Origin of the sequence: Luteibacter anthropi (genome assembly GCF_011759365.1) — a bacterium.
Taxonomy (GTDB): Bacteria; Pseudomonadota; Gammaproteobacteria; order Xanthomonadales; family Rhodanobacteraceae; genus Luteibacter; species Luteibacter anthropi.
Genome location: NZ_JAARLZ010000001.1, coordinates 417,818 through 432,545 on the forward strand (window position 1 = coordinate 417,818; position 14,728 = coordinate 432,545).

General features: G+C 65.3%; 13 protein-coding genes. 8 read left to right on the plus strand and 5 right to left on the minus strand.

Annotated elements, in window-relative coordinates:
• Positions 1-68: 68 nt before the first annotated feature.
• Both HBF25_RS01715 and HBF25_RS01720 read left to right on the plus strand, forming a co-directional pair.
• Positions 69-611 (plus strand): DUF2058 domain-containing protein, encoded by a 543-nt coding sequence (locus HBF25_RS01715; protein WP_166945958.1) that lies wholly within the window; start codon positions 69-71, stop codon positions 609-611.
• Between the two features lie 6 nt (positions 612-617).
• Positions 618-1,604, plus strand: coding sequence for an NAD-dependent epimerase/dehydratase family protein (locus HBF25_RS01720; protein ID WP_166945960.1), 987 nt, complete (start codon positions 618-620; stop codon positions 1,602-1,604).
• A gap of 312 nt (positions 1,605-1,916) precedes the next feature.
• Here the strand turns inward: HBF25_RS01720 and HBF25_RS01725 are convergent, their stop codons facing one another.
• Positions 1,917-2,975 (minus strand): bifunctional transcriptional activator/DNA repair enzyme AdaA, encoded by a 1,059-nt coding sequence (locus HBF25_RS01725; protein ID WP_166945962.1) that lies wholly within the window; start codon positions 2,973-2,975, stop codon positions 1,917-1,919.
• Between the two features lie 163 nt (positions 2,976-3,138).
• Positions 3,139-4,500 carry an MFS transporter gene (locus HBF25_RS01730; protein WP_243852944.1) on the minus strand — a complete coding sequence of 454 codons (1,362 nt, stop codon included), beginning with the start codon at positions 4,498-4,500 and terminating at the stop codon, positions 3,139-3,141.
• Positions 4,501-4,652: 152 nt separating this feature from the next.
• On the opposite strand from HBF25_RS01730, the gene cyoA reads away from it, so the two are divergent.
• From cyoA to HBF25_RS01760, 6 genes are all read left to right on the plus strand, one after another.
• Positions 4,653-5,717 (plus strand): ubiquinol oxidase subunit II, encoded by a 1,065-nt coding sequence (gene cyoA, locus HBF25_RS01735; RefSeq protein ID WP_208392363.1) that lies wholly within the window; start codon positions 4,653-4,655, stop codon positions 5,715-5,717.
• 42 nt (positions 5,718-5,759) lie between these two features.
• Entirely contained in the window at positions 5,760-7,760 is a 2,001-nt protein-coding gene (gene cyoB, locus HBF25_RS01740; protein WP_166945964.1) for a cytochrome o ubiquinol oxidase subunit I, read from the plus strand.
• Between the two features lies 1 nt (position 7,761).
• Positions 7,762-8,388: a cytochrome o ubiquinol oxidase subunit III gene (gene cyoC / locus HBF25_RS01745; RefSeq protein WP_243852995.1), complete on the plus strand. Its 627-nt coding sequence runs from the start codon at positions 7,762-7,764 to the stop codon at positions 8,386-8,388.
• Positions 8,385-8,783 (plus strand): cytochrome o ubiquinol oxidase subunit IV, encoded by a 399-nt coding sequence (cyoD, locus tag HBF25_RS01750; protein WP_343203643.1) that lies wholly within the window; start codon positions 8,385-8,387, stop codon positions 8,781-8,783. The genes cyoC and cyoD overlap by 4 nt, the downstream gene beginning before the upstream one ends.
• Positions 8,780-9,568, plus strand: a complete 789-nt coding sequence (locus HBF25_RS01755) for an SURF1 family protein (RefSeq protein WP_208392364.1) — start codon at positions 8,780-8,782, stop codon at positions 9,566-9,568. The genes cyoD and HBF25_RS01755 overlap by 4 nt, the downstream gene beginning before the upstream one ends.
• A 128-nt stretch (positions 9,569-9,696) precedes the next feature.
• Positions 9,697-10,635 (plus strand): DUF535 family protein, encoded by a 939-nt coding sequence (locus HBF25_RS01760; protein WP_166945968.1) that lies wholly within the window; start codon positions 9,697-9,699, stop codon positions 10,633-10,635.
• Here the strand turns inward: HBF25_RS01760 and HBF25_RS01765 are convergent.
• The 3 genes from HBF25_RS01765 to HBF25_RS01775 all read right to left on the minus strand — a co-directional run bounded on the left by HBF25_RS01765 (position 10,632) and on the right by HBF25_RS01775 (position 14,689).
• Complete coding sequence (locus HBF25_RS01765; RefSeq protein ID WP_166945970.1) at positions 10,632-12,983, minus strand: TonB-dependent siderophore receptor; 2,352 nt, start codon at positions 12,981-12,983, stop codon at positions 10,632-10,634. The two genes, HBF25_RS01760 and HBF25_RS01765, sit on opposite strands and share 4 nt — an antisense overlap.
• A gap of 138 nt (positions 12,984-13,121) precedes the next feature.
• Complete coding sequence (locus HBF25_RS01770) at positions 13,122-14,147, minus strand: FecR family protein (protein ID WP_243852946.1); 1,026 nt, start codon at positions 14,145-14,147, stop codon at positions 13,122-13,124.
• Positions 14,144-14,689: an RNA polymerase sigma factor gene (locus HBF25_RS01775; protein ID WP_166945972.1), complete on the minus strand. Its 546-nt coding sequence runs from the start codon at positions 14,687-14,689 to the stop codon at positions 14,144-14,146. Before HBF25_RS01775 ends, HBF25_RS01770 begins: the two co-directional genes overlap by 4 nt.
• Positions 14,690-14,728: the final 39 nt, after the last annotated feature.

The following is a 14,728-nucleotide window of genomic DNA, read 5'->3' on the forward strand; positions in this document are numbered from 1 at the left end:
CAATCCGGTCGCTCGCAAGGCGAGCTCCTGCCGTTAGAATCGGGGTTCAGTCATCGACCCCTACGATCATGCGCAACCCCCTCCAGGAACAGCTTCTCAAGGCCGGCCTCGTCAAGAAAGACAAGGCCGCCAAGATCGTCCGCGACCAGGCCAAGCAGCGCCAGGGCAAGGCCCCTGCCGCGCCTGCCGAAGAAAAAGTCGATGCCCGCCAGCTTCAGGCCGAACGTGCCGAGCGCGACCGGGCGATTGCCGCCGAGCGCAATGCCGAAGCCCGGCAGAAGGAAATCCGCGCCCAGGTCCGCCAGATCATCGAAACCACGCGGGTCAAGCGCGACGGCGACATCGCCTACCGCTTCACCGATGGTGAACGCATCACCAGCGTGCTGGTGAATGAAGCGCAGCGAGGCCAGCTGGCGGCGGGTACGCTGGTCATCGTTCGCCATGGCGAGGGTTATGAACTGATTCCGCGCCTTCCGGCCGACAAGATCCACCATCGCGGACCGGATCTCATCGTGCTCGACCACGGCCGCAAGGAAGGCGATCCCCTGCCGCCGGACGATGACGACGAGTACTACAAGCAGTTCGTCGTTCCCGACGACCTGGTCTGGTAACAACGCATGCGCATTCTCGTCACAGGAAGTGCAGGGCATCTGGGCGAGGCCCTGGTGCGTCGTCTTCGCAAGGATGGCCGTGCCGTACGCGGTATCGACATCAAGCCTTCCGCTTATACCGACGAGGTAGGCTCGATTGCCGACGAAGCCTTTGTGCGCGAAGCCATGCGCGGTGTGGATGCGGTGATCCACAGTGCCACGCTGCACAAGCCGCACGTGGCCACGCACAGCAAGCGCCAGTTCGTGGACACGAACGTCGCCGGTACCGTGGCCCTGCTTGAGGCGGCGGTCGCGAATCAGGTGCGCTCGTTCGTGTTCACGAGCACCACCAGCGCCTTCGGCGCGGCGTTGTCGCCTGCGGCCGGTGAGCCCGCGGCATGGATCGACGAAGACGTGGTGCCGATCCCGAAGAACATCTACGGTGCAACGAAGATTGCCGCCGAAGGGATGTGCGAGCTGGTGGCCCGCAAGGATCGCCTGCCGGTGCTGGTGCTGCGTACGTCGCGGTTCTTTCCGGAAGACGACGATCAGGCCGGGGTTCGCGCGGAATACGACACGCTGAACATGCAGGCGAACGAGCTGCTTTATCGCCGCGCGGATATGGCCGACATCGTGGATGCGCACCTGCTGGCGGTGGAGCGTGCACCGGCGCTGAGGTTCGGTCGCTACATCATCTCGGCGCCGCCACCGTTCGCGCGTCACGATGTGGCGCAGTTGCGCCACGATGCACCTGCGGTCGTGCGTCGCCTGTTTCCGGAGGTGGATGCGCTCTATGCGACACGTGGCTGGAAACTGCTTCCGTCACTCGATCGCGTCTACGACAGTTCACGCGCCGTACGCGACCTGGGCTGGACACCGAAACGCGATTTCGCCTTCGTGCTCGACTGCCTGCGTCGCGGCGAAGATTTCCGCAGCGACCTCGCCCGGACCATCGGCGTAAAGGGCTATCACGACACCGTGTTCGAGAACGGCCCCTATCCCGTAACCAACTGACCCACTTCTGTAGGAGCGCGCCTGCGCGCGACCGTTCGTAGCGAAACAATCCACCCTGCCGTCACCCGGTCGCGCGCGAGGCGCGCTCCTACAGGGTTGCGCTCGCCATGGCCGGTTTTTGTAGGAGCGCGCCTGCGCGCGACCGTTCGTAGCGAAACAATCCACCCTGCCGTCACCCCGGTCGCGCGCGAGACGCGCTCCTACAGGGTTGCGCTCGCCATGGCCGGTTTTTGTAGGAGCGTGCCTGCGCGCGACCGGTTGTCGCGACCGCATCCACTTTGTCGTCACCCCGGTCGCGCGCAAGGCGCGCTCCTACAAGGTATTTGCCAGTTTGCGTTCGTGGCGTAGCAGCCAATCCTTTCGCCATAAGCCACCGCCGTAGCCGGTGAGCGACCCATCCGCCCCGATCACCCGGTGGCAGGGGATGACGATGGCGATCTGGTTGGCGCCATTGGCGCGCGCGACAGCGCGCACGGCCGTGTGCCGGCCGGCGCTGGTCGCGATCTGGGAATAACTGCGCGTGGTGCCCACGGGAATCGCCATCAGCTCGTCCCATACCGTGCGTGTGAACGCCGAGCCATGCATGGCCAGCGGCGTCTCGAAGCGGGTGCGCGTTCCGGCGAAGTACTCCCCAAGCTCCCTCTCGATCCGCTCGATGACCGCATTGCGCCCGAAAGCCACGGCGGAGCGAGTCGCCTCACGCAGCTTCTTCAGCTCGGACGGCAGGGCGGTGCGGTCGACGAATTCCAGCAGGTGCAGGGCCGTTGGGTCCGCCACGGCCAGCATCGGGCCGATAGGGGTCTCCACCCAGTCCGCCTTGAGCAGGTCACGACCGCGCAGATGCAGCGGCGTGTCTTCGAGCAGTCGCGCCACGGCATCGCGGAAGCCGCTGCCCGACTCGAATCCGGCAGATTGTTGTGCCTCGATCACGGGCGCGCCGGTGGCCAGCTTGTCCATGCCGAGCCCTGTCCGGCGCAGCCGGGCCATGTCGAGGAAGGTCAGGCCGAGCTGGCGCTTGAAGGTGCGCCGTACGGTGGACGGGTCGTAGCCCAGGGTTACCAGGTCGTCCTCGGACCAGATCCGCTCCGGGTCGTCTTCCAGCCGGGCCAGCAAGGCCCGCACCATGGGCTCGCGCTCGCCCATCGGGTCGAGCGGGCGGCAGCGCAGGCAGGGCCGGAACCCGGCCTCGAAGCAGGCAGCCACCGAGTCGTAGAACTGCGTATTGCCGATGTTCGGCTTGCGGGCCGGGCAGCTCAGCCGGCAGAACACCCCTGTGCTGGTGACGCCCACGAAGACATGGCCGTCATAGGCGGGATCGCGGTCCAGCAGAGCGCGGTACAGGGTGTCGTGGTCGGGCAGGTCGAAAAGCATGGGTAAAGGGTACCCGGCCCGCAGGGAGGCTGGCGACGGGAATCGGGCGGTTATTCAACAGAGCGATACCCTGTAGGAGCGCGCCTCGCGCGCGACCGGTACGAAGCCATGAGCCATACGCTTCGTACCGGTCGCGCGCGAGGCGCGCTCCTACGGGGTGTGGTTACACCGGGGTTTTGGAGCGTTCGGTTTCCAGGGCCTTGTTGATGCGCAGGGCCAGCAGGGTGCAGACCACGCCCGAGAGCAGGTACGCACTGACGGCGATCAGGCCGAAGCGCTGCGACAGGCCCAGGGCCACCAGCGGGGCGAAGGCCGCACCGATCAGCCACGCAAAGTCGGTGGTGAGGGCGGCACCCGTGTAGCGGTAGCGCTTGGCGAAGTTGGCCGTGACCGTGCCGGCCGCCTGGCCATAGGACAGGCCCAGCAGGGCGAAGCCCAGCACCAGGAACAGGTCTTGCGCCAGCTTGCCGCCGTTGAGCAGGAAGGGCGAGGCGATGGCGAACAGGCCGATCAGCACCGCCATGGTGCCCAAGGTGTTGCGGCGGCCGATCTTGTCGGCGATGACGCCCGAGGCCACCGTGGCCAGGATCGCCACGAAAGCGCCAACCAGCTGCACAATCAAGACGTTATTGATGTCCTGGGAGTGATTCAGGGCAATCCACGACAGCGGGAACACCGTGACGATGTGGAACAGGGCATAGCTGGCCAGGGCGGCGAAGGCGCCGATGAACAGGTTGTAGCCCTGGGCCTGGAACATCTCGATGATGCCGATGGGCTCCAGCTCGCGCTCTTCCATCAGCTGGGTGTATTCCTCGGTGACCACCAGGCGCAGGCGGGCGAACAGGGCCACCACGTTGATGGCGAAGGCCACGAAGAACGGATAGCGCCAGCCCCAGCCCAGGAAATCCTCGCGGGACAGCTGGGTGTTGAGGAACAGGAACAGGGCGCCGGCAATCAGGAAGCCCGTGGGTGCGCCCAGCTGGCCGAGCATGGCGTACCAGCCGCGACGCCCCTTGGGCGCGTTGAGGGCCAGCAGGGAGGGCAGGCCGTCCCACGAGCCGCCCAGGGCGATGCCCTGGAGGAAGCGCAGCAGGGACAGGATGATGATCACCCCGTAGCCGCCGGAGGTGTTGGCGGGCAGGAAGGCGATACAGACCGTGGAGGTACCCAGCAGGAACAAGGCCGCCGTGAGCTTGGTGCTGCGGCTCCAGGTGCGCTGGATGCTCATGAACAAGGTGGTGCCGATGGGGCGGGCGATGAAGGCCAGCGAGAAGATGGCGAAGGCCATCAGGATGCCGTCGAGCTGGCTCAGGAACGGAAAGAACACCGACGGAAAGACCAGCACCGAGGCGATGCCGTAGGTGAAAAAGTCGAAGTATTCCGAGGCCCTGCCGATGACCACGCCCACGGCGATCTCGCCGGGCGCCACGGGCGCGTGTGCCGCACTTCCATGATGGTGAGTGAGATCCCGCTCGGCCTGTGCCCCCGCACTGGCGTGATCGGCGTGTGAAAGGCTTGACATCATGATCCTTCCCCGCTTATTGGCGTTGGGGACAGCATAACCAAGATCGCGTCCCGGGCAATCCCCGTACATGGGACAATGTGTCCTATGGTCCAAAAAAGCGGATCGGCGTACCTTTTTGTGTCCCCACGATTGCCTCCATCATGCGAATGTCCATGAAGATGATGCGCGGATTGCTGATCCCCGCCCTGGTCCTGCTCCTGTCGGGGTGCGATGCCGTCCTGATTTCCCCGGCCGGCGACGTCGCCCGCCAGCAGCGCGATCTCATCGCGATCTCGGTGGTGCTGATGCTCATCATCATCATCCCGGTCATCGCCATGACCCTGCTGTTCGCATGGAAGTACCGCGAGTCGAACAAGGCAGCCCATGCCGAGTACGACCCGGAGTGGAGCCACTCCACGGTGCTCGAGCTGATCGTCTGGTCGGCCCCGCTGATGATCATCATCGCGCTGGGCGCCATCACCTGGACCAGCACCCACAAGCTCGACCCCTACCGCCCGCTCGACCAGATCGGCCCTTCCCGGCCGGTCGCCGAAGGCACCAAGCCGCTGGTGGTCGAGGTCGTGGCGCTGGACTGGAAGTGGCTGTTCCTCTACCCGGAACAGGGCATCGCCACGGTCAACGAGATGGCCGCACCGGTCGATCGCCCCATCGAGTTCCACATCACGGCCTCCACCGTGATGAACGCCTTCTTCGTCCCCTCCCTGGCAGGCATGATCTACGCCATGCCGGGCATGGAGACCAAGCTCCACGCCGTGATGAACAAGACCGGCGACTTCGAGGGCATCTCCGCCAACTACAGCGGTGCCGGCTTCTCGGACATGCGTTTCCGCTTCCACAGCCTCTCCAACGGCGACTTCGACACCTGGGTGGCGAAGGTCCGTGCGGGCGGCGGCGAGCTGGGTCGGGACGATTACCTCAAGCTGGAGCAGCCCAGCGAGCGTGAGCCGGTGCGTTACTTCGGCAGCGTCAGCAAGGGCCTGTACGACCGCATCCTCAACCGGTGCGTCGAATCCAACCGTATGTGCCAGAACGAAATGATGGCGCTGGACAAGCAGGGCGGGCAGGGCATCGTGGGCACGTACAACGTGGCCTCGCCGGATGCCGCCACCCGCTCGCGCCTGGGCTTGTCCGAGGCCGAAAAGCGCTACGTCGGTTCGCTGTGCATCAGCCGCACCGACGATGGCGTGGCCATGTCCCCTGCCGGACGCCCGCTGTAAAGCGGCGGCCACTTACGAATTGAAGCCTAGCCGAGCCCGGTAATGAACACGCCAGATCTAGTCAAACTGATCTTCGGTCGCCTCACCATTGAGGCGATCCCCTACCACGAGCCGATCCTTCTCGGCACGTTCGCCATGGTCGCCATCGGCGGCATCGCCCTGCTCGCCCTGATCACCAAGGCGAAGCTGTGGGGCTACCTGTGGAAGGAATGGTTCACCAGCATCGATCACAAGAAGATCGGCATCATGTACATGGTGCTGGGCATCGTGATGCTGCTGCGTGGCTTTGCCGACGCGCTGATGATGCGCGCCCAGCAGGCCATCGCCTTCAACGGCAACCCCGGCTTCCTGCCGCCGCACCACTACGACCAGATCTTCACCGCCCACGGCGTGATCATGATCTTCTTCGTGGCGATGCCGCTGGTGACGGGCCTGATGAACTACGTGGTGCCGCTGCAGATCGGTGCGCGCGACGTGGCCTTCCCGTTCCTCAACAACTTCAGCTTCTGGATGACCGTGTCCGGTGCGCTGCTGGTGATGGCCTCGCTGTTCGTGGGTGAATTCGCCCGCACCGGCTGGCTGGCCTACCCGCCGCTGTCCGGCCTGGCGCAGAGCCCCGATGTCGGTGTCGATTACTACATCTGGTCGCTACAGGTGGCGGGTGTCGGTACCACGCTGTCGGGCATCAACCTGATCGCCACCATCGTCAAGATGCGCGCGCCGGGCATGACCATGATGAAGATGCCCGTCTTCACCTGGACCTCGCTCTGCACCAACGTGCTGATCGTCGCCGCCTTCCCGGTGCTCACCGCCGTGCTGGTGCTGCTCTCGCTCGACCGCTACGCCGGAACCAACTTCTTCACGAACGACTTCGGCGGCAACGCCATGATGTACGTGAATCTGATCTGGATCTGGGGCCACCCCGAGGTCTACATCCTGGTGCTGCCGGTGTTCGGCGTGTTCTCCGAGGTGGTGTCCACCTTCAGCCGCAAGCGCCTGTTCGGTTACGCCTCGATGGTCTACGCCACCGTGGTCATCACCGTGCTGTCGTACCTTGTGTGGCTGCATCACTTCTTCACCATGGGATCCGGTGCGAGCGTCAACTCGTTCTTCGGCATCACCACGATGATCATCTCGATTCCCACGGGCGCGAAGATCTTCAACTGGCTGTTCACGATGTACCGTGGCCGCATCAAGTTCGAAGTGCCGATGCTGTGGACGATGGGCTTCATGGTCACCTTCGTCATCGGCGGCATGACCGGCGTGATGCTCGCGGTGCCCCCGGCCGACTTCCTGTTGCACAACAGCCTGTTCCTGATCGCGCACTTCCATAACGTGATCATCGGCGGCGTGGTGTTCGGCGTGTTCGCCGCCATCAACTTCTGGTTCCCGAAGGCCTTCGGCTACAAGCTCGATCCGTTCTGGGGCAAGTGCTCGTTCTGGTTCTGGCTGGTGGGCTTCTACCTCGCCTTCATGCCGCTCTACGTGCTGGGCTTCATGGGCGTCACCCGCCGCATGAACCACTTCGAAGATCCGTCGCTGCAGATCTGGTTCCAGATCGCCGCCGTCGGCGCGGGCCTCATCGCCCTGGGCATCGGCTCGTTCATCATCCAGCTCTTCGTCAGCTGGAAGCGTCGCGACGCCCTGCGCGACGTCACGGGCGATCCGTGGCACGGCCGCACCCTGGAGTGGTCCACCTCGTCGCCGCCGCCGGATTACAACTTCGCGTTCACCCCGGTCGTGCACGATTCCGATGCCTGGTGGCAGATGAAGGAACACCACGCCGAGCGTCGCACCGAGGGCTACCTGCCGATCCACATGCCCAAGAACACGGGCGCGGGCATCATCCTCGCCGGCTTCGCCTTCGTGCTCGGCTTCGCGATGATCTGGCACATGTTCCTCGTGGCCGGCCTGGCCTTCGTGGGCCTGCTGGTGACCGCGATCGGCCACACCTTCAACTACAAGCGCGACTACTACATCCCTGCGGAAGAAGTGGCTCGCACCGAGACCGCACGTACGGAAGAGCTTGCCTCCCATGTCTGATATGCATGCCACGTCTTCCGCGGGCACCGCGGGCCAGAAGCTCCAGTTCTGGATGAAGGAAGACCACCACCCGGCCAACGGCACGCTGCTCGGGTTCTGGATCTACCTGATGAGCGACTGCCTCATCTTCGCCACCCTGTTCGCCACCTATGGCGTGCTCGGTCGCAGCTACGCAGGCGGCCCTTCGGGTGCCGACCTGTTCGAACTGCCGCTGGTGGCGATCAACACCACCATGCTGCTGCTGTCTTCCATCACCTACGGCTTTGCCGTGCTGGAGATGCAGAAGAACCGCAAGGGCACCATGATGGCCTGGCTGGTCATCACCGCCCTGTTCGGTGCCGCGTTCCTGGGCATCGAGCTGTACGAGTTCGCTCACCTCATCCATGAGGGTGCGGGCCCGCAGCGCAGTGCGTTCCTGTCGTCGTTCTTCACCCTGGTGGGCACCCACGGCCTGCACGTCACCTTCGGCATCGTCTGGCTGGTGACCCTGCTGTTCCAGGTGAGCAAGCACGGCCTCACCGCCGCCAACAAGCGTCGCATCATGTGCCTGTCGATGTTCTGGCACTTCCTCGACGTCGTGTGGATCGGCGTCTTCACCTTCGTTTACCTGATGGGAGTTCTGCCGTGAGCGCGCACGCCGAATCGCACGATCATCACGACGATCACGGCCACGACGACGCGCCGCACAGCACCATGAAGGGCTACATGACGGGGTTCTTCCTCGCCGTGGTGCTGACGGCCATCCCGTTCTGGCTGGTAATGGACAAGGTCATTCCCGACTCGCGCACCCTCGCGGTGGTGCTGCTGATCTTCGGGGCCATCCAGATCGTGGTCCACATGATCTACTTCCTGCACATGAACACGAAGTCGGAGGGCGGCTGGAACATGCTCGCGCTCATCTTCACCCTGGTGCTGGTGGTGATCACGCTGACCGGTTCGATCTGGGTCATGTACCACCTCAACACCAACATGATGCCGGGCATGATGCATGACATGACCGAGCAGGTGAAAAACCTGCCTTGAGCGGGAACGACGCCACTGTCGAGAAGACGCCGCGCTCACCGCGCGGCGTCTTCGTTCTGGGGTTGCTCGCCCTTGTCGGGGTGATCGTGTTCGTGGGCTTTGTCGCGCTGGGCACCTGGCAGGTGCACCGCCGCGCGTGGAAGCACGAGCTGATCGCCCGCGTCGATGCGCGCGTGCACGCCGAAGCCGTGGATGCTCCTCGCAAGGGGCAGTGGCCGCAGGTAACCGCCGCCAGTGACGAATACCGGCGTGTACGCCTCACGGGCATCTTCCTCGACGACAAGAGCGTGCGCGTGCGTGCCAGCACCGAGCTGGGCATGGGTTCGTGGCTGCTGACCCCGATGCGGCGCAAGAACGGCGACATCGTGATCATCAATCGCGGTTTCGTCTCGCCGACCTGGTGCGATGGCAAGGCCACCTGCGTGACCGGGCCCGAAGGCGAAACGACCGTCTCCGGCCTGCTGCGCATCAGCGAGCCCAAGGGCGCCTTCCTGCAGAATAACGAGCCGGCGAACGATCGCTGGTTCTCGCGGGACGTGGCCGCCATCGCTGCCGCCAAGGGGCTCGACGACGCGGCGCCGTACTTCATCGACGCCGATGCGCTGTCCTCTCCCGGCAAGGGTGATGGCAACGACGGCCCGGTGGGTGGCCTCACGGTCATCGCTTTCCCCGACAATCACCTGCAATACGCCATCACCTGGTACGCCCTGGCCGGGATGACCCTGGTCGGAGCCTGGATCGTCTGGCGCGACCAGCGTCGCCGGTCCCGGAACCGCCCCCTGTAGGAGCGCGCCTCGCGCGCGACCGCTTGGTAACCGGACATTCACGGCCCTGACCGGTCGCGCGCGAGGCGCGCTCCTACGGGAAATCCGGGGTCGGTTTCACTTTTTCGCCCCTGATACGTCATAAGGACATGAGTGCGCACCATCACGCCCCCCAGACGCTTTCCGACCTGCCTCTCGGCTGGCCGGGCCAGCCCGGCCACGGTGGTCTGCTTGCCTTGCTCGAACACGCCAGGCGCCGGGCCGCCCTGCGGCGCCGCCAGGTGCTGCCCGAGGGGCGGCTGCGGTATCTGCTGAACAGCCTGGTCGCACTGCCACGGCATGCCGCATGGCTGAAGCTCGTGGGTTCCTCACGGACGATGCGCGCCGCGGCGGAACTGAACCCCCGGCTCTACGAACGCTGGCAGCCGCACTACATCTCCCGCGATTTCGATCTGGCCGCCCGCGCCCGCATGGTGGATGCGCATTACCGCTTCCTTTCCAAGGAGCTCCCGGAGCGCCTGAGCCGTCGCCTGCTGAAGGGGCATGATGTGCGCCTTGCCACGCTCCCGCTGGGCGGTGGTGAGATGGCCTATCTGCATGCCCGTGCTCCCGAGAACGAAAGCTGCGGCGAACTGGGCCTGGTTCTGCTCAACGGAGACAAGGAGGTGATCGCCTCCTGCGCCATCACCTTCGCCGGGGAGGAAGGCGTGCTGCTGGGCGCCCTTCGGGGTCCCTGGGCCTGCCTGGATCGCAGTGCGATGCTTCCCCTCATCCGGGCCAGCGGCGGCCTGCGCCCGCGCGACCTGTTGTTCGCCGTGGTGCGCGCGCTGGCGCGGCACTACGGATTTCGCAGGCTTCGCGGCGTGTCTGCCGAAGCGCATCCGCTCGGCCGGAGGGCCGGCGTCACTATGGCGGCTTACGATCGCTTCTGGCGTCGCCACGGAGGTATCGCCGGAGACCACGGCTGCTACGAGCTTCCGCTGGTATCGGTGGCAAACGACGAATCTGGCGAACGCGAGACGTTTCGTCACGAGGTCTGCGAGGTCACGCTGCGTGCGTTTACGCGCGCAGCCGGTACAGCGGCCTAGAAGTCGTAGCTGCCGGTGAGCAACACGACACGGCCCTGCCGGATCGGCACGAAGGTCTCGTCGAAATTCACGGCATACAGCGTGCGGGCGAAGAGATTCTTCACGCCCAGGGTAACTCGCCAGTTCTCGCCGTAGCGGGTCACATTGGTTTCGACGCTGGCCTGCCCGGGAATACCGAAATACTGTCCGTCACCGCTGGTGCGTCCCAGGCTGTGGCTGCGTGCGAGGATGCCTGCGGCAACACCCCAGGGCTGGATGCTTCCCTCGCCGAAGCGATAGCTGGCCCACACGGCCGCCTGGTGGCGAGGCGCGCCGGTAGGGCGCGTGTCGTCGCTGTTGTGGATGCGGGTTTCCGTGAGGCTGGCGAGCACATCGAAACCGGGTGCGACGCGGCCGGTGAATTCCACTTCCAGCCCATGATTGGTCTGTCCGGGCCCGGGCGTGGCGAAGAACGGCGGTTCCGGCGAAACCAGGCTGACGCTGTGATCGACACGGATGCGATAAAGCGCGGCGGTAAGTCGCGCCCGCTGGTCGAACAGGTCGAACTTGCCGCCCACTTCCACCTGCCGTGAGGTGGCAACGGGCAGGGGCTGGCCATCCTTGCCGAGCAGCGGATTGGGCTGAAACCCGGTGGATGTGTCCGCATAAAGCGACACATCGGGGGTGAGCTTGTAGACCAGGCCAAGCTTGGGAATCCAGCGCGATTTGTTCACCCGCCGCGGTGCGCCGTCCGTCCAGCTCGTATCCAGCCGGTAGTTGGTGCGACGTAAGGCGGCAAGTACGATCCAGCGCTCGCCGATGGAGATCTGGTCTTGCAGGTACAGCCCGGAATTGGTCTGCCAGGAGCCGCCGAGCGATTGCACGGTGGTATTGATGGGCACCAGGGCTTCGGCGAACTTGGCTTCGGAGAATGTGTTGCCGCTCAGCAGGTCGATGGCTAGAGGACGGGTAGAAATGAACGCGTCGCCCTTGCTTACCTTGTCGTTGGTTTGGACTTCGGTGGTGCCGCGATCGGAATCGTCGCCGGCATGCGTCCGCGCCACGTCGAAACCGATCAGCACGTTATGAGTCACATTGCCGTGCTGGAAGCGCGCGGCGAGGTCGTTCTGCCAGGTCCAGTACTTGGCGGTGTAGCGAAAGCTTCGCGTTACCGGCGCAAGCAGGCCGTAGACGTTGTCGGAGTCGTAGGACCAGCTGCGGCCGTCACTGCGCTGGCGCACGTATTGTCCACGGCTGTGGAAGGTCCAGTCGTCCCAGAAATCGTGCTCCACATCGAACACGGCCCGCGTGGTCCGAAAATTGGACCGGTCATCCGGGATGTCGGGCAGGTCGCGGACCGGTGATCGCGATGACAGCGTTGCGCCGAGCAATACGGTGTGTTCCGGGCCGGGTATGCGGTTGTTCACGTATTCCAGGCCGGCCATGACGCGCGTGTGCTCACCCTGCCATGCAAAGGAGGGCGCGAGATAGTTGCTGCGGCCGCCACCGTCACCCTGTGGTGTCTTCGCGGCCCGCTGGCCCGCCGCGACCAGGCGATAGGTGAAGGCACCATCTTTTGACGCGGCGCCGGCCAGATCCACGCCCAGTCGCGCGCCATCGTATTCGCCGACGGAATAGGTGAGGTTGCGCACCGTATCGGCCTGTGGGCGCTTCATCACGACGTTGATCGAGCCGCCGAAATTATTGTTCTGCGACGTGTCGCCCAGGATCGCTTCGGGGCCGCGCAGCACTTCGACGCGCTCGATGCCGATCAGTGGCGGCAGGTCTTCGGTGCGCGCCACGCCGTTGGGCATGCCGTCGGTGAGGCCGAGGCCCGCGTCGAAACCGCGAATGAGAAAGATCGGGGAGCTGCCGTAGCCATCCACATACTGCACACCGGCGACATAGCGGGCGACGTCGCCCAGGTCCACGGCCTGCTGCGATGCGATCACTTCACGGTTCACCACGGTCACGGACTGCGGCACGTCGGCCAGCGAGGTCTCCGTGCGGGTTGCCGAGCGCGTCGTATCGGCCTTGAAGCCCCCATCGGTGATCAGGCCACGCACGTCCACGGTGGCCAGGGGCACCACGCTCGATGGATCGAAAGCCACGTCGGGCTCGGGTGGCGTGGCGTCGCCCGGCTTCTGCTTCTGACGCACCACCACGGTATGCGGATCGTAAGACTCCGGCACCAGATCGGTGCCGCGCAATAGCTCGTCAAGCGCGGCGCCCGGGGTGAGCACCCCTTGGGCGCCATCGGTGCGCCAGTTCGAGATGGAGCCCGAGGAGGTGAGTACCTGTACGTTGGACTGTTTGCCCCAGGCAAGCAGGGCCGTCGCCAGGGGTTGGGGCGCAATGGCGAACGACATGGCCGTCGCCGGCGGCGGAAGATCGCCACCGTCCGCGAAGACGGCCGGAGGAAGCGCGATCAATAGCGCGAGTGCGCCGGTGGATACGCGCCGGCGCCCGCGAACCGTGTACGGCAAGAGTGGCGGCCCCAAAACGTTTTAACGCGGCCTGGCACTCCGCGCGGTCGAAGTCTGACGGGCAAGTTCGAGCCGGTCGGCATACGAATCCACCCGCACCGGGAAGACGCGCGGCAGCGCGGCAACCCAACTGTCGATGGTATCGACCTGCACGGTGCCGGTAAACGTCAGCCTGCCCAGCGCCGGATCGGCCAGACGCACAGGCCGGGTCGCATAGCGATTGACGTTGGCCAGGACCGAGGCCAGCGGCTCGTTGACGAATTCCAGGCGATTGTCGCGCCAGGAGGTGGCCGTACCCGGATCGACGTTGAGGAAGCGCATGGCCTGGGTCTCGGGATCGAACGAGACCTGGCGGCCTGCGCCAAGCTCCACCGGACCTCCACCGTCGGCGCCGGACGGCGATATGCGTACACGGCCTTCCGTGACGGTCACGGTCACCCGGTCGCCAGTGCGGCGCACATTGAATGCCGTACCCAGGTCGCGGATATGCAGCGGGCCCGCGTTGACCACGAACGGCCGCGCCGCGTGGGCGACATGGAAATACGCCTCGCCCTCGTCCATGTCGATGGCGCGCTCGTTCTTGCCGTAGCGGGTCGTCAGCGACGTGGCGGCGCCCAGCTCGATGCTGGACCCGTCGGGCAGCGAAATATCGCGATGCCCGGCGCGTTCGCTGGCGTACTGCGTCGTTGCCTCGCCGTGGGTGCCGCGCAGGCCCAGGACCAGGGCGCCTGCCGCCAGAGCCACGGTGGCCACGCCGGCAGCGAGCCCAAGCGCCAGGCGCGGACGCCGGGCGCGAGCCATGACACGGCGCTGTGGAGAAGCGAAACGATCGACGAACGCCTGGCGCTCGGCCGGCGCCATGTCGCCCATGGATTCAGCCAGGGCGGCGACATGATCGAAGGCATGCGCGTGGCGCGGATCGGCTTCAAGCCAGTCGCTCCACTGCAACAACGCCTGCTCGGGAAGAGCCGGGTCACGCAGTCGTGCCCACCAGTCCGCGGCGGTGTGTTCGATATGCCGGTCGTATCCGGTCGGCATGGTGTTCATCGTGGGGTCTCCGCACGGTCTCGGTGTTCTCGGCAGTGCGCCAGCGCATTGCCTACGTGGTAGCGAACCATGCGCTCGCTGAGGTTCATGTCGCGGGCAATGGAGGCGAAGTCGCGACCATCGATCACATGCATCACGAAAGCCCGGCTGGTCTTGGGCGGCAGCTCGTCAAGGGCCTCGCGCAGCCCTCGCCATTGCTCCACGGCCGAGGCGTGCTGTTCGGGAATGGGGGTGACGTGCCAGTCGTCGTGATCAGGATCGACCGGGGCTGCCGCGCGGACATTGCGCATGCGCAGGCGGTCCACGGCGAGATTGGCCGCCGAGCGGAACAGGAAGGCACGCGGCGAATCGATGGCCGTGTCCGGCCCCAGCGTCAGCAGCTTCAGGTAAACCTCCTGCGCCACTTCCTGGGCATCGGCGAGCGAATTGAGGCGCGCCCGGAGGAAGCCCACCAGGGCCGCGTTGTGCTCGCGGAACAGCGCCACCACCTGGGAGGCACGTGTCTCGCTTGCCGGTGTTCCCGCCGGCGGGGTTCGTTCCATGGCTCTGACCGCATTCATGGGGCTGTATCGAGTCTATAA

Excerpts from the sequence above, each read along its gene's own strand:
- HBF25_RS01775 (WP_166945972.1), bottom strand. The coding sequence starts at position 14,689 with ATGGAACGAACCCCGCCGGCGGGAACACCGGCAAGCGAGACACGTGCC.
- HBF25_RS01720 (WP_166945960.1), top strand. The coding sequence starts at position 618 with ATGCGCATTCTCGTCACAGGAAGTGCAGGGCATCTGGGCGAGGCCCTG.
- HBF25_RS01770 (WP_243852946.1), bottom strand. The coding sequence starts at position 14,147 with ATGAACACCATGCCGACCGGATACGACCGGCATATCGAACACACCGCC.
- cyoB (WP_166945964.1), top strand. The coding sequence starts at position 5,760 with ATGAACACGCCAGATCTAGTCAAACTGATCTTCGGTCGCCTCACCATT.
- HBF25_RS01760 (WP_166945968.1), top strand. The coding sequence starts at position 9,697 with ATGAGTGCGCACCATCACGCCCCCCAGACGCTTTCCGACCTGCCTCTC.
- cyoA (WP_208392363.1), top strand. The coding sequence starts at position 4,653 with ATGAAGATGATGCGCGGATTGCTGATCCCCGCCCTGGTCCTGCTCCTG.
- HBF25_RS01725 (WP_166945962.1), bottom strand. The coding sequence starts at position 2,975 with ATGCTTTTCGACCTGCCCGACCACGACACCCTGTACCGCGCTCTGCTG.
- HBF25_RS01715 (WP_166945958.1), top strand. The coding sequence starts at position 69 with ATGCGCAACCCCCTCCAGGAACAGCTTCTCAAGGCCGGCCTCGTCAAG.
- HBF25_RS01730 (WP_243852944.1), bottom strand. The coding sequence starts at position 4,500 with ATGATGTCAAGCCTTTCACACGCCGATCACGCCAGTGCGGGGGCACAG.
- HBF25_RS01765 (WP_166945970.1), bottom strand. The coding sequence starts at position 12,983 with ATGTCGTTCGCCATTGCGCCCCAACCCCTGGCGACGGCCCTGCTTGCC.
- cyoC (WP_243852995.1), top strand. The coding sequence starts at position 7,762 with ATGCATGCCACGTCTTCCGCGGGCACCGCGGGCCAGAAGCTCCAGTTC.